The 13224-nt window shown below is 60.8% G+C and carries 13 protein-coding genes; 5 read left to right on the top strand and 8 right to left on the bottom strand.

Annotation, left to right across the window (positions count from 1 at the left end):
• The first annotated feature begins 204 nt into the window (after window positions 1–204).
• The gene (locus J2X54_RS19820) at window positions 205–843 is read left to right on the top strand and encodes a CatA-like O-acetyltransferase (RefSeq protein ID WP_310182885.1); all 639 of its coding nucleotides are present in this window, start codon (window positions 205–207) and stop codon (window positions 841–843) included.
• Window positions 844–992: 149 nt separating this feature from the next.
• Window positions 993–2261, top strand: coding sequence for a TraB/GumN family protein (locus J2X54_RS19815; RefSeq protein ID WP_310182883.1), 1269 nt, complete (start codon window positions 993–995; stop codon window positions 2259–2261).
• A 316-nt stretch (window positions 2262–2577) separates the two neighbouring features.
• Here the strand turns inward: J2X54_RS19815 and J2X54_RS19810 are convergent, their stop codons facing one another.
• Genes J2X54_RS19810 through J2X54_RS19800 form a run of 3 tightly spaced genes read right to left on the bottom strand, consistent with a single transcriptional unit; the run spans window position 2578 to window position 6134 of the window.
• A complete protein-coding gene (locus J2X54_RS19810) occupies window positions 2578–4848 on the bottom strand; it encodes a bifunctional (p)ppGpp synthetase/guanosine-3',5'-bis(diphosphate) 3'-pyrophosphohydrolase (protein ID WP_310182882.1) in 2271 nt (756 codons plus the stop codon).
• Between the two features lie 7 nt (window positions 4849–4855).
• On the bottom strand, window positions 4856–5206 hold the full coding sequence (locus tag J2X54_RS19805; protein WP_070246249.1) for a RidA family protein: 351 nt from the start codon (window positions 5204–5206) through the stop codon (window positions 4856–4858).
• A 49-nt stretch (window positions 5207–5255) separates the two neighbouring features.
• Window positions 5256–6134, bottom strand: coding sequence for an alpha/beta hydrolase (locus tag J2X54_RS19800; protein WP_310182878.1), 879 nt, complete (start codon window positions 6132–6134; stop codon window positions 5256–5258).
• 118 nt (window positions 6135–6252) lie between these two features.
• Here J2X54_RS19800 and J2X54_RS19795 point away from each other — a divergent pair, with 118 nt between their 5' ends.
• Together J2X54_RS19795 and J2X54_RS19790 are read left to right on the top strand one after the other, a co-directional pair.
• Window positions 6253–7059: a 3-hydroxybutyrate dehydrogenase gene (locus J2X54_RS19795; protein ID WP_310182875.1), complete on the top strand. Its 807-nt coding sequence runs from the start codon at window positions 6253–6255 to the stop codon at window positions 7057–7059.
• 141 nt (window positions 7060–7200) lie between these two features.
• On the top strand, window positions 7201–8508 hold the full coding sequence (locus J2X54_RS19790; RefSeq protein ID WP_070246255.1) for a dicarboxylate/amino acid:cation symporter: 1308 nt from the start codon (window positions 7201–7203) through the stop codon (window positions 8506–8508).
• Between the two features lie 192 nt (window positions 8509–8700).
• On the opposite strand, the gene J2X54_RS19785 is transcribed toward J2X54_RS19790, so the two are convergent.
• Both J2X54_RS19785 and J2X54_RS19780 read right to left on the bottom strand, forming a co-directional pair.
• Window positions 8701–9351 (bottom strand): CoA transferase subunit B, encoded by a 651-nt coding sequence (locus J2X54_RS19785; RefSeq protein WP_310182872.1) that lies wholly within the window; start codon window positions 9349–9351, stop codon window positions 8701–8703.
• Window positions 9352–9365: 14 nt separating this feature from the next.
• Window positions 9366–10076 carry a CoA transferase subunit A gene (locus tag J2X54_RS19780; RefSeq protein WP_310182870.1) on the bottom strand — a complete coding sequence of 237 codons (711 nt, stop codon included), beginning with the start codon at window positions 10074–10076 and terminating at the stop codon, window positions 9366–9368.
• Window positions 10077–10241: 165 nt separating this feature from the next.
• Here J2X54_RS19780 and J2X54_RS19775 point away from each other — a divergent pair, with 165 nt between their 5' ends.
• Complete coding sequence (locus tag J2X54_RS19775; protein ID WP_070246263.1) at window positions 10242–10823, top strand: LuxR C-terminal-related transcriptional regulator; 582 nt, start codon at window positions 10242–10244, stop codon at window positions 10821–10823.
• Window positions 10824–10829: 6 nt separating this feature from the next.
• Here the strand turns inward: J2X54_RS19775 and J2X54_RS19770 are convergent, their stop codons facing one another.
• The 3 genes from J2X54_RS19770 to J2X54_RS19760 all read right to left on the bottom strand — a co-directional run bounded on the left by J2X54_RS19770 (window position 10830) and on the right by J2X54_RS19760 (window position 13079).
• A complete protein-coding gene (locus J2X54_RS19770) occupies window positions 10830–11636 on the bottom strand; it encodes a phytanoyl-CoA dioxygenase family protein (RefSeq protein ID WP_310182866.1) in 807 nt (268 codons plus the stop codon).
• A 14-nt stretch (window positions 11637–11650) separates the two neighbouring features.
• Complete coding sequence (locus J2X54_RS19765) at window positions 11651–12229, bottom strand: methyltransferase domain-containing protein (RefSeq protein WP_310182863.1); 579 nt, start codon at window positions 12227–12229, stop codon at window positions 11651–11653.
• 73 nt (window positions 12230–12302) lie between these two features.
• Window positions 12303–13079 (bottom strand): SDR family oxidoreductase, encoded by a 777-nt coding sequence (locus J2X54_RS19760; protein ID WP_070246269.1) that lies wholly within the window; start codon window positions 13077–13079, stop codon window positions 12303–12305.
• Between the last annotated feature and the right edge of the window lie 145 nt (window positions 13080–13224).

Below are 13224 nucleotides of genomic sequence, written 5' to 3'. Positions count from 1 at the left end.
TCGACCGGGTCGTTAAAGCGGTGGCGCAGCGATATCCAGAGAAACGACTAACTAAGAAAGCTTAACTTAGCGGCATTAGGGTCAGTGCCGACATTCGGACACGTTCCCAGCCTTAAAACGTGACCACAACAATCTCATTAAGTTCAACAATGTCCGAATGTCGGCACTGACCCCGACGCTTGGTCAACAATTAGACAAAGCACCATGCACAACTTCGAAAAACGTCGCGACCGCTATGAACTGTTTGCGTCTTTTGAAAAACCTCTCGTGAACCTCAGCTTCGAGCTGCCGATGCCGGACTTCCGGCCGTACTGCAAGGCCAACGGCCTGCCGCCGTTCCACTTCTTCCTGTTTTGCGTGCTCAATGCCGTCAAGAACATCGACAACTTCATGTACCGGGTGCTCGATGGCGAAGTGATCAAGCTCGACGACTTTGCCGCGTCCTACACGGTGATCAACCATAACAACGATCTCAACATCACCAAGTTCGAGATGAGCGACGATTTGCCGACCTTTATCGCGCGCAGCCTGGCGGCGAAAAAGATCGCCGAAGCACGCACCGAACTGGCCAACATGGGACCGTTGATGACGCCGCTCGAGCAAAAGCAGAACGTCCACATCACCTGCATGCCGTGGTTCAAGCTCACCTCGGTCGAGCACCCGATTTACCGCCACGCCGACTACGATATTCCCTCGCTGGCCTGGGGCCGTTTTGGCGATGCCCAGGCCGACGGCATGATGATGGTGCCGTTTTCGGTGCAGGCACACCATGGTTTTGTCGACGGCTACCACGTGCATTTGCTGGCGCAATCGATCGCGGCGCGGGCGCGGGACCTGATATGAACATTTCCAAGGCATCAATACAATTCGATACATAAGCATCAACGTTTATCGGTAAGATGAAACCACATTCATATCCCTGGAGGGGTGTTGTGCGGATTCTTTCGATTTCGATTGCCTTATGCGTGATGTCCAGTGCGGGAGCTGCCCGCTTGCCGCACGACGGTGCCCTGCCGGCGCGCCTGGTCGCCGCCGAGCGCAACGGCCAGCTGATCTTCCTGCTACCGGAAACCCATGCGGGCCTGCGCTCCCAGTACGACCGCTATTTCAAGACCGTGATCGAACCTGCTTTCGTCGCCTCCAGCCTGATGCTGAGCGAACGCTCGTCTACGCTCCAAACCGTGCCCAGCCTGCGCTACCAGGCCTGCCCCGACGAGCAGCCCGACGAAACCCAGGTGGATCCCGCGCTCAACGCGGCGTTGCCCAAACGGCTGCCGGCCTCGTACTGGGGCGTGTTTCCTCCATCGACCCCAATGACCGACTTCAGCCGCTTCGAGCGGTTCTACCTCGTGCTGGAAGACGCCTTCCTGAACCCGGCAGGGCGAGATGCAGCATCGTCGCAGCCGCAGCCGCAGCCGCAGCCAACGCAGGTGCTGCCTGCCAGAATAACCGTCAACTACGCCAACCGCCTGATGATTGACGACCCTCGTTCGTATGCCTCGGTCGATACACCGGCCACCAGCTTCCACGCCTATTGCTCACTGGCGCCGGCGCAGCGCACCGCGCTGGCGCGGGCGACATTGCAACAACTGCTGCGCCAGGCCGGCCATGCGCCGCCGCTCGATCAATTGGGCAAACGGGAAAATCCCGAGGTGTTGGAGCGCCGTGAACTGGAGGTAAATGCTGCCCGGATGGACGCCAACTACAGGCAATGGGTGCAGCGTATCGCGCTGGCGGTGGACTCGAACCATGGTGCATCCCGGGCAGCCATATCGGACTCGCCCACCGCTGACAAGAACCAGCTCGACATCGAACGTTACCTGCTGGCGGCCCGCAACCGCCAGTGGATCGCGCGCCTGCCGCAGATGACGGCTGGCCAGCGCTTGCCGTTCATGGTCCTGGGCGCCGCCCACCTGCCTGACTCGGAGGCCGGACCAGGTTTGCTGCGGCTGCTGCGCGAGGATGGCTACCGCTTGACGATGGTGCGCAACCATGCCCAACTGTCCGCCCTGTTGCACCACCTGCCAGCGCCGCTCGCCAAGCCATCGCCACCGTCCGACCAGCCCTGGCAGCGCACCGTACTCGACGGCCAGTGCACAGACATACCGCACGGAGAACTATGCGGCTGGGCAGGCGGCGGCACGGTAATCACCGTGGTCGACAACGGCAGCGCGCACAATAAACTCACAGCCTGCGTCAGCCGCGACACCGCCTGGGGGCCAAGCAACAACTGCGTCACCACCAGCGTACCCCGACAATAATCTTCGGGGTCAGTGCCTAATGCAGTTAAGTTAACGGGAAAGTCTTGATTTTGTTAGTCTGAAAACTTCGTCCCCGCGCAGGCAGGGATCCAATTTCGTCGGCAATTCGACGAATTTCACGGAACTTGGATACCCACCCTTGCAGCGGTCCGCCGATGCGGTATGACGGGTACGCGGAGCTTAACTTAACGGCATTAGTGTCAGCTGCATTTGGGTCAGCAGCTGCATTAGGGTCAGTGCCGACTATCGGACACGGGCTCAAGCATTTAGTGCCGAGTTCGTGTCCAATTGTCGGCACTGACCCCGAAGTGGCACATCAGCTGCGGCGAGCTTCCTGGACGCCGGCCACTTCGCCGATGGCGTTCAGCGCTTTTTGCAGTTGGGCCGTGGCGCCGATTTCGGCGGTGAAGGTCATGCGTGCGAAGCCCTTGGTACTTTGCGTGTTGACGCCGATGACGTTGATTTTCTCGCGCGAAAATACTTCCGAAATATCGCGCAACAAGCCCTGGCGGTCGTTGGCCAGCACGAAGATGTCCACCGGGTAGACTGTGTCCGTGACGGCGCGGCCCCACTCGGTGACGATCACCCGTTCCGGCGCCTTGGTGCGCATCTCGGCGAAATTCTTGCAGGTGGCGCGGTGAATCGAAACACCCTTGCCGCGCGTGACAAAGCCGACGATACCGTCCGGCGGCGCCGGCTTGCAGCACTTGGCCAGTTGCGTCATCAGGCCCTCGGTACCCACCACCAGCACGCCCGACTTGGCGCCCTGCTCCGTGCTCGAGGCCCGGCTCTTGCCCAGGAAAACTTCGTCCACCGGCTCGGCCGGCTCGCCGCTGTCGTTGAGCGCGTGTTCGATCTGGCGCAGGCTGAATTCGTCCTTGCCCACCGACAGGAATAAATCATCGACCTTGGCAAAGCCCAGCTTGTTGGCCAGGGCTTCCAGGTTGACCGCCGTCTTGCCTTCGCGCTGCAAGGTTTTTTCCACCATCGAGCGGCCGTGCGACAGGGTTTCCTGCATGTCGATGGCGTGGAACCAGGCGCGGATTTTCGAGCGCGTGCGCGTGGCTACCGTGTACTCGTCGCTGAGCCAGTCGCGCGACGGCCCGGCCGTGCCCGGTGCGCCCTTGGCGGTGATCACCTCGCAGGTCTGGCCGTTCTTCAGTTGCGTATTGAGCGGCACCATGATGCCGTCGACGCGCGCCCCCCGGCAGCGGTGGCCCACGTCGCTGTGCAGGTAGTAGGCAAAATCGATCGGGGTGGCGCCCACCGGCAGTTCGATCACGCGCGCCTGCGGCGTGAGCACGAAGATGCGGTCGTCCAGCGCGGCCGACTTGAGCTTTTCCACCCATTCGCGCTGCTGGTCTTCCTCGCCCACCACCGATTCGGCCACGTCGGTTTTCCACGCCAGCAGCTGGCGCAACCAGGCGATCTTTTCCTCGTACTTCTGGCCGACCGAGTTGGCGCCGCCTTCCTTATAACGCCAGTGCGCAGCCACGCCGTACTCGGCAAAGCTGTGCATTTCCTGGGTACGGATCTGCACCTCCAGCGGCCGGCCGTCTTCTGCCGTCACCACCGTGTGCAGCGACTGGTAGCCATTCGGCTTCGGCCGCGAAATATAGTCGTCGAACTCTTTCGGGATCGGGGTCCAGATATTGTGGACCACGCCCAGCACCGTGTAGCAGGTCTTCACATCGGCCACGATCACGCGGAAGGCGCGCACATCGTAGAGATCAGTAAAGTCGAGCTCCTTGCCCTTCATCTTGCTCCAGATCGAGTAGATGTGCTTGGGCCGGCCGAACACTTCGGCCTCGATGCCGGCTGCCGCCATTTCCGACTGCAGGCGGGCAATCGCGTTGGTGACAAAGCCTTCGCGCATCATGCGCTTTTCTTCGAGCATCTTGGCGATGCGCTTGTAGGTGTCGGGCTCGATGAAGCGGAACGACAGGTCTTCCAATTCCCACTTCAGTTGCCAGATCCCGAGCCGGTTGGCCAGCGGCGCATACAGGTCCAGCGTCTCGCGGCCGTACGCGCAGGTCATGTCGTTGAACAACTTGATGTCGGCAAAATAGCGCAAGGTGGTCACGCACGAGGCCAGCCGCACCAGCACCACGCGCATGTCGGAGGCCATGGCCAGCAGCATCTTGCGCAGCGTTTCCACTTGCGCCACCGCCTGCTGGGCAGCGTTGCGTCCGCGCGCCGGACCGCCGCTGGCAGATGGGGCCGGGGCCTGGCTTTGCGTCAGTTCGCGCAGGCGTATCAGCTGGCGCACGCCAGCAACCAGGTCGCCCACTTCGGTGCCGAAACGCGGCTCGATCAGCGGCGCCTGGGCCGGGTCGAGCAAGGTCAGTTCGAACACCAGCCCGGCGATGCGGGTTTCCACGTCGCTGCGCATATAGGCCAGCGTGGCGGCCACGCCGGTGGCAAACTCGATGGCCGGCTGGCCGCTGGTGGTCACGCGGTCGGCGTAAGCCACGCCGGCAAAGTCGAGCGCGGCCTGCATGCGGCTACTGTCGTCGAGTGACAGGCCCGACAACAAAGGATCTGTGGTGGCGGACGTGGTGCCAGCCAGCGCGGTGGTTGAAACCATGATGCTCCTAACGCTGGGCGGCGACGACGACGATTTCGATGCGCCAATCGGGATTGGCCAGCTTCGCTTGCACGGTGGCGCGCGGCGGGGTATGGGCGCCCGGTACCCAGGCGTCGTACTCCTGGTTCATGCCGTCGAAGTCGGCCAGGTCGGCCAGGTAGATCTGGCAGCTGAGGATGCAGGTCTTGTCGCTGCCGCACTCGGCCAGCAGGCGGTCGATATGGGCCAGCACTTCGCGGGTCTGGCCGGCAATGTCGAGGGTGGTGTCGTCGGGCACCTGGCCAGCCAGATAAACGGTGTTGTTGTGGATGGCGGCTTCAGACAGGCGGGCGCCCACGTGCAATCGTGTAATTTCCATGGTGGTTTCCTAAAAGTTATTATTATCGGATTATTTACTTAGTTTTTTATTAGCCCAGCAAAAACTTCCGGGCAATCGCAATCTGGTCGTCGTGGATGAAGGTGGGCGCATGGCCCACGTCGGCAATCTCCACCAGCGTGGCCTTGGGTCCGCGCTGCGTCATTGCCTGCGCGGTGGCGCGCGTGAGCAGGTCGGAGTTGGCGCCGCGTACCAGCAAGGTCGGGCATTGCACGGCATCGTAGGCAGCCCACAACATGGCCTCGTCAGCCTTGGCCGACTCGGGCGTGACGGAGCGGAACGGCAAGGCCAGCCCCATGTCGTAATGGCGCACCCACTTGCCGTCGGCGTCCTGGCGCAGCACGTCGGTGGCCAGCTTGTGCCACTCCTGCTCGTTATGCGGGCCGAACGAGGCCGAGACGTCGCGGATGAACTGCGCACCTTCGTCAAAAGAATTGAAGCGCAGGTCCTGGCCGATGTAGTCGCCGATGCGCTGCAGCGCGGCGGGCTCGAGCACCGGGCCGATATCGTTGAGCACCAGCTTGCCGATCGGGTTGCCCGGCAGCGAGGCCAGGCCCAGGCCGATCAGGCCGCCCATCGAGGTGCCGAACCAGTCCACGGTTTCAGCGTCTCTGCCATTGGTCACACGCGCGAGCAGCGTGACCATATCGCTGACATACTGGGGAATGCGGTAGAACTGCGGATTCAGCAAGCGGCCCGAGCGGCCACGACCGACCACGTCGGGACAGATCACGCGGTAGTCGCCAGACAGCGCGCGCGCCAGGTGGTCGAAGTCGTCGCCCACGCGCGTGACGCCGTGCACGCAGATGAGCACGCGTGGATTGTGGCGGTCGCCCCACTCCTTGTACGCCATCCGGTGCAGGCCGGCGGGTGACACGCAGGTGACAAAGTTCGATGTGGCGTCGGTCATGCGGCTTCCTTGATCATTTTTTAAGTTGGTTCTAATGACATTTTACCGGGCGATGTGCTTAAATCCTAACGCAGTGTAGCGCAGCACGCCTTCTATCTCCAACCCTCCAGAGGACACCATGACTAACAAGAGTTCAAGCGGCAATTTAAGCGGCAAGACAGCATTGGTAACAGGCTCCACATCGGGCATCGGCCTGGGCATCGCCCGCAGCTTCGCTGCCGAAGGCGCCAACGTGGTTCTCAACGGCTTCGGCGACGCCGGCGCCATCGATACGCTGCAGGCGGACCTGGCCAAAGAATTCGGCGTACAGGTCGTCTATCACAACGCCGACATGTCGAAACCGGCCGAGATCGAAGCGATGATCAAGTTCGCCGACGACAAGCTCGGTGGTGTCGACATCCTGGTCAACAACGCCGGCATCCAGTTCGTCGCCAATATCGAAGACTTCCCGATCGAGAAATGGGACGCCATCATCGCCATCAACCTGAGCTCGGCCTTCCATACTTCGCGCCTGGCGCTGCCTGGCATGCGCAAGAAAAACTGGGGCCGCATCATCAACCTCGCATCGACCCATGGCCTGGTGGCGTCGGCCGGCAAGGCTGCGTACGTGGCAGCCAAGCACGGCCTGCTGGGCCTGACCAAGGTTGGCGCCCTCGAGACCGCCACCACCGGCATCACCGTCAACGCCATCTGCCCCGGCTTCGTGTTGACGCCGCTGGTGCAAAAGCAGGTCGATGACCGCGCCGCCAAGGATGGCATCAACAACGACGAGGCCAAAAAGGCATTGCTATCGGATAAACAACCATCGGGCGAATTCGTCACGCCGGAAGAACTGGGCGCGCTGGCGGTGTTCCTGGCCAGCGACGCGGCGCGCCAGGTGCGCGGTGCGGCGTGGAATATGGATGGCGGCTGGGTCGCCCAATAAGCTGCACGCCCCTCTCATAAGCCAGAGCACACCGGGTTATCACTAAAACGGATGGAACTGCAACACCTGCGGTTTTCCACAATAGTGATAACTGTTATTTTCACGGATGATGACCTCCTCAACTGAACGCGAGGAGACCCCGTGAAAAAACCATTCTATAAGGTACTGTACGTGCAGGTGCTGTTCGCCATTGCGTGCGGCATCCTGCTCGGCATATTCCTGCCCAAAGACGCTGTTGCCATGAAGCCGCTCGGCGATGGCTTCATCAAACTGATCAAGATGATCATCGCCCCCGTGATTTTCTGTACTGTGGTGTCCGGTATCGCCGGCATGCAGGACGTGAAAAAAATCGGTCGCGTCGGCGGCAAGGCGCTGCTGTACTTCGAAGTGGTCTCCACCTTCGCCCTGGCCATCGGCCTGGTCGTTGCCAACGTGCTGAAACCGGGCGCCGGCTTCAATGCCGATCCAGCCCACCTGGACGCCAAATCGATCGCGCAATACACGCACGCCGAAGGCTTGACCACCACCGACTTCATCATGAACATCATCCCGAAGACTTTCGTCGATGCGTTCGCCAAGGGTGACATCCTGCAAGTGCTGCTGATCGCCATCCTGTTCGGCTTCTCGCTGTCGCTGCTGGGCGAGCGTGGCCGTCCGATCACCAAGCTGATCGACGAGCTGTCGCACGTGATCTTCGGCGTGGTCAACATCATCATGAAGGTCGCTCCGATCGGCGCATTCGGCGCAATGGCGTTCACCATCGGTAAATACGGCCTGGCGTCGCTGATCCCGCTGGCTAAACTGATGGGCTCGTTCTACCTGACTTGCGGCCTGTTCGTGTTCGTGGTGCTGGGCCTGATCGCCCGCTACACCGGCTTCTCGATCTTCAAGTTCATCAAGTACATCAAGGAAGAACTGCTGATCGTACTGGGCACCAGCTCGTCGGAAAGCGCACTGCCTTCACTGATGACCAAGCTCGAACGCCTGGGCTGCTCCAAGCCGGTCGTCGGCCTGGTGGTACCAACCGGCTACTCGTTCAACCTGGACGGCACCAACATCTACATGACCATGGCCGCCCTGTTCGTTGCCCAGGCAACCAACACCGAGCTCACCCTGTGGCAAGAGCTGACCATCCTCGGCGTTGCCATGCTGACCTCGAAAGGCGCTTCCGGCATTACCGGCGCCGGCTTCATCACCCTGGCCGCCACCCTGGCCGTGGTACCGACGATTCCGGTTGCAGGCATGGCGCTGATCCTCGGTATCGACCGCTTCATGAGCGAATGCCGCGCCCTGACCAACTTCGTCGGCAACGGCGTCGCAGCAGTCGTGGTGTCGAAATGGGAAAAAGAGCTGAACATGGAAACCATGCATGCCGAGCTCAACAATCCGGGTTCGACCCTGGTCAAGACCGACCTGCCACCAGCGGTTGCACCTGTCGCAGCACACTGATCACCGGTAGTGTCGCCAAAGATCCCCGCACAGCGCTGTGCGGGGATTTTTTTTATCCGGAATCGAACAGCGCCGTTACCGCAGCATGGCCGACCTGAAGACGGTGATGCCACGGCAGTAAAGCGGCGAGTCCCGGCACGAAAAAAGCCGCGAGGCCAATGGCGTCGCGGCTTCGATGGCGTCAGGTTGGCCTTACAACGCGGTCAGGTCCAGTTCCACACCGGTAGCGGCAACGATCTGGTCCCTGGTGACGCCGGGCGCCAGCTCGAGTACCTTGAGGCCGGTGTCGCCCACTTCCATCACGCCGAGGTCGGTCACGATCAAATCGACCACGCCCACGCCGGTCAACGGCAGGTCGCATTTTTTCAGCAGCTTGTGCGACGTGGTGCCATCCTTGGCGGTGGCAACGTGTTCCATCAAAACCACCACGCGCTTGACGCCGGCCACCAGGTCCATGGCGCCGCCCATGCCTTTGACCATTTTGCCGGGGATCATCCAGTTGGCCAGGTCGCCGCGCTCGGACACCTGCATCGCACCGAGGATGGCCAGGTTGATCTTGCCGCCGCGGATCATGCCGAACGAGTCGGCCGAGCTGAAATACGCTGCACCGGGCAGCGCGGTCACGGTCTGCTTGCCGGCGTTGATCAGGTCGGCATCGACCTCATCGTCGGTGGGGAACGGGCCGATACCGAGCAAGCCGTTTTCCGATTGCAGGAATACTTCCATGCCTTGCGGTACATAGTTGGCCACCAGCGTGGGCAAACCGATGCCGAGGTTGACGTAGTATCCGTCTTGCAGTTCCTTGGCCGCGCGGGCGGCCATTTCATCACGAGTCCATGCCATGTTTTTCTCCGTTATTAGTTGGTCGCCGGATTGGCGCGGACCGTGCGTTGCTCGATGCGTTTTTCCGGCATGGCGTTGACCACGATGCGGTGCACGAAGATGCTGGGCAGGTGAACGGCGTCCGGATCAATCTCGCCGATTTCGACCAGCTGCTCGACCTCGACGATGGTGATCTTGCCGGCCATGGCGGCGTTCGGGTTGAAGTTGCGCGCGGTTTTGCGGAACACCAGGTTGCCGGCCTTGTCGGCCTTCCAGGCCTTGACCAGCGCCACGTCGGCCACCAGGCTGCGTTCCATCACGTACTGTTCGCCGTCGAATTCGCGGATTTCCTTGCCGTCCGCGACGATGGTGCCCACGCCGGTCTTGGTGAAGAAGGCCGGGATGCCGGCGCCGCCGGCGCGCAGTTTTTCGGCCAGCGTGCCTTGCGGCGTAAATTCGAGTTCCAGTTCGCCGGCCAGGTACTGGCGCGCAAACTCCTTGTTTTCACCCACATAGGAGGCAATCATTTTCTTGATCTGACGGGTTTCCAGCAACTGGCCGAGGCCGAAGCCGTCCACGCCGGCGTTGTTGGAAATGGCGGTCAGGCCCGTGACGCCGGAATCGCGCAGCGCGCCGATCAGGGCTTCGGGGATGCCGCACAGGCCGAAACCGCCCACGGCAATGGTTTGACCGTCTTGCACGACACCGTCCAGCGCACTGGCGGCATCGGGGTAGATTTTATTCATATTGTCCCTTGTTATCTTAATTCGTTAAATCGTTGACTCCACACTAAACTTTTTTCGCTGTGAAGAGTCTGAGCATAGAATAGCCTAAATAAAAGCACAATACCGTAGAACTACCGCCAATTGATTGCAGTTAAGGACACCGTGATTAAGCGTCTCGATCAAGCCATGAATCCATCTACCGTCATCGACTACGAAACCATTTTCCTGCAGGCGCCGGTCGGCATGTGCATTTCGGAACACCGCGTGATTCAAAATGCCAACGACACCCTGGCCGCCATGTTCGGCTACACGCGCGCCCAGTTGCAAGGCCTGTCGTTCCTGGCCCTGTACCCGACCATGGACGAATTCCTGCGCACGGGCGACCGCATCATCCCCATCATGAACGCCCGCGGCCGCTACTCGGACGAGCGCATCATGCGCCGCGCCAATGGCGAACTGTTCTGGTGCCACGTCACCGGCAATCCGATGCACGGCGAAGAACCGCTGGGCGCCGGCATCTGGACCTTCGAGGACGTCAGCGAAAAACGCCCGGTCACCGCGGACCTCACCCCGCGCGAGCGCGAAATCGCCGCGCTGCTGGTGGAAGGCAAAACCAGCAAAACCATCGCCCGCCAGATCGACCTCAGCCCGCGCACCGTCGAAATGCATCGCGCCAAGTTAATGCGCAAGTTTGCGGCGGCAACTTCTTCGGAGCTGGTTCACAAGCTCGCAGGCGTGTCCCTGCATCGCGCAGCCGGCGCCGACTGACAGCCGCTAGGATTGACGCAGGGCTTGCAGCTCTTTTTCGTACTTGATGATTTTTAAAACCCGCGAACTGGAAAAATAGCGGATGTAATTGGCCGGAGAATAAAAAATTCCGGTCTGCCACTGGCCCGCCAGTAATTCTTTTCCGGTCGGATCATCGGCCGGCTGCAAGATCATGTCGGCCATGATGCGGTCCACGCCATTGAGGTTCGGTCCCGACTCGTGCCACAAGGCGCTGTTCATGATAATGAAGTCGCCCGGATGCACTTCCGGCGTGACCTTCGGCCAGCGCACATCGAAGCTGTCGGGGTTGATTTCGCCTGCATCGCCCAAGAATCCCAGCTTGTGCGAGCCCGCATGAAACGTCATGCCGCCATTGTCACGGTTAGCTATGCTGAGCGGCACGAACATGCTGCACTTGTTCAGGTTGCCCAGGTGGTAGCAGCTGTCCTGGTGCAGGAATACCTTGTTGCGGCTGTGCGCATCCTTGATCACGAAGCGATGGTTGTACAACGCCACGTGCGGGCCGAAGATATGGCTGGCCGTGGCGGCAAACACCGGTTCCTGGTACATGGTCGCCAGCGCCGGCGGCAACTGCTCGGTCAGCGCCACCGGGTTGGCCTGGTTGACGTTGCGCCCTTGCGCCAGTTCGCTGTCGTAAAACGCTTGCCAGGCAAGCTGCCAGCGCTCGACCACCTCGGCCGGAATGGCGCCACGCAACACGAAAAACCCGGCCTCGCGGTACACGTCCGCATCGAAGACAGGGCCGGACGCGCGTTCGACCGCGCGGATTACCGCTTCCAGTACATTGTCCATGGTGGGCTTGCCGGTCAGATGTAACGGAACGCCAGTTCGTCGTCGCGCAGGTTTTTCTGCTTGTTGCACCTGGCCAGAACGTTGTACTTGATGGGGAACAGTTCGCGGCCCGGGGTTTCCAGGATGTCGATCTCGACGATATCGAAGTCACGCAGCAGCGCGGTCCAGCCATGTTCGGTAAAGCGCCAGCAATCGGGAATCGGGCCGTGGATGCGCCAGTTCAGTGGCGCCGACACCAGCAAATGGCCGCCATCCTTGAGGATACGGCGCAACTCCTTGACCGCCTCGAATGGATTGAGCGTGTGCTCGAGAACTTCGAGGCACGCCACGCAGTCGTAGGTGTTGTCGGCAATGAAGTCGTTGTGCTTGGTGATGTCGCCAACGAAGGTGGGCCGGTACTTGTCGACGATATCGAAGGTATCGATGGCGAAGTTGGCAAAGCGGTCGCGCACCATAGAGCGGTCCTGCGGTCCAACCTCGAGCATTTTGCCGCCGCCCTCAGCCAGGCGCTCGGCCGTCTTGGTAATGAACGCGTTCAGGTGGTCCCTGGCCAGTTCAAAGGTGTCGTTGTCAAACTGCGAAGGAGTGGCCATGAAAGTCTCGCTTGAGTGGAAGATGCAGCAGCCATGATAACTGGTGAATTACTTCATGGCAAACTTTCACAATTCAGATGCCGCCCATGCCGCCATCGGCCGAGATCACGGCGCCGTTGATGAAGTGCGAGTCTTCGCCGGCCAGCAGCAGCAACAGGCCGTCGAGATCTTCCGGCTTGCCCGGGCGCTTGTGCGGCAACATCTCGATCAGCTTCTTGCCCTGCTCGGTGGCGAAATAGTCTTCATTGATTTCGGTGGCGATATAGCCGGGGCAGATGGCGTTGGTGTTGATGCCGTATTTACCCCACTCCACCGCCATTGCCTTGGTCATATGAATCACGCCGGCCTTGCTGATGCAATAGACGCCGATTTGCGGCAACACCTGCAAGCCTGCCACCGACGCGATGTTGATGATGCGATGTTGTTTCTTGGGGTCACCCTTGGCGCGGGCAATCATCCGCTTGGCGGTTTCCTGCGCGACAAAAAATGCGCCGCGCAGGTTGGTGTCCATCACGTACGAGTAGTCTTCCGGTGTCACGTCGACCAGCCGCTGGGTGGTGGACACGCCGGAATTGTTGACCAGGATATCGATCGGGCCGGCCTCGGTCTCGGCATGGGCAATGGCCGACTTGATGCTGGCGTAATCAGTCACGTCCAGGCTCACCACGTGGGCGGCGCCGCCATCAGCCTCGATTTCGGCGCGCAACTCCTTGAGGCGATCGGTCGGGCGCGAGGCCAGCACCACCTGGGCGCCGGCCTGCGCCAGCACCTTTGCGAAGCGTGCCCCCAGGCCGCTCGAGGCGCCGGTCACCAGCGCGATTTTCCCCTCAAAATTGACTTCAATGCCCACGGCAGCTCCTCTGTATGACGATCACAAAAACCGCAGCGGATTTTCCGTACCGCTGTCTGATCGCAATCATTACACAAATCGCCAGATTAGATTGCGATGTCTAATAATGTCCCTCAGAATAGCGCCACCATTGCAATCGGGCCGA

The organism is Duganella sp. 3397 (assembly GCF_031456625.1).
Classification (GTDB): Bacteria; Pseudomonadota; Gammaproteobacteria; order Burkholderiales; family Burkholderiaceae_D; genus Rugamonas; species Rugamonas phyllosphaerae.
Note: the sequence above shows the minus strand (reverse complement) of the source record. Positions and strands in the feature narration are given on the sequence as shown.

Excerpts from the sequence above, each read along its gene's own strand:
- J2X54_RS19780 (WP_310182870.1), bottom strand. The coding sequence starts at position 10,076 with ATGAATAAAATCTACCCCGATGCCGCCAGTGCGCTGGACGGTGTCGTG.
- J2X54_RS19810 (WP_310182882.1), bottom strand. The coding sequence starts at position 4,848 with ATGGTTTCAACCACCGCGCTGGCTGGCACCACGTCCGCCACCACAGAT.
- J2X54_RS19770 (WP_310182866.1), bottom strand. The coding sequence starts at position 11,636 with ATGGACAATGTACTGGAAGCGGTAATCCGCGCGGTCGAACGCGCGTCC.
- J2X54_RS19765 (WP_310182863.1), bottom strand. The coding sequence starts at position 12,229 with ATGGCCACTCCTTCGCAGTTTGACAACGACACCTTTGAACTGGCCAGG.
- J2X54_RS19775 (WP_070246263.1), top strand. The coding sequence starts at position 10,242 with ATGAATCCATCTACCGTCATCGACTACGAAACCATTTTCCTGCAGGCG.
- J2X54_RS19805 (WP_070246249.1), bottom strand. The coding sequence starts at position 5,206 with ATGGAAATTACACGATTGCACGTGGGCGCCCGCCTGTCTGAAGCCGCC.
- J2X54_RS19795 (WP_310182875.1), top strand. The coding sequence starts at position 6,253 with ATGACTAACAAGAGTTCAAGCGGCAATTTAAGCGGCAAGACAGCATTG.
- J2X54_RS19800 (WP_310182878.1), bottom strand. The coding sequence starts at position 6,134 with ATGACCGACGCCACATCGAACTTTGTCACCTGCGTGTCACCCGCCGGC.
- J2X54_RS19785 (WP_310182872.1), bottom strand. The coding sequence starts at position 9,351 with ATGGCATGGACTCGTGATGAAATGGCCGCCCGCGCGGCCAAGGAACTG.
- J2X54_RS19820 (WP_310182885.1), top strand. The coding sequence starts at position 205 with ATGCACAACTTCGAAAAACGTCGCGACCGCTATGAACTGTTTGCGTCT.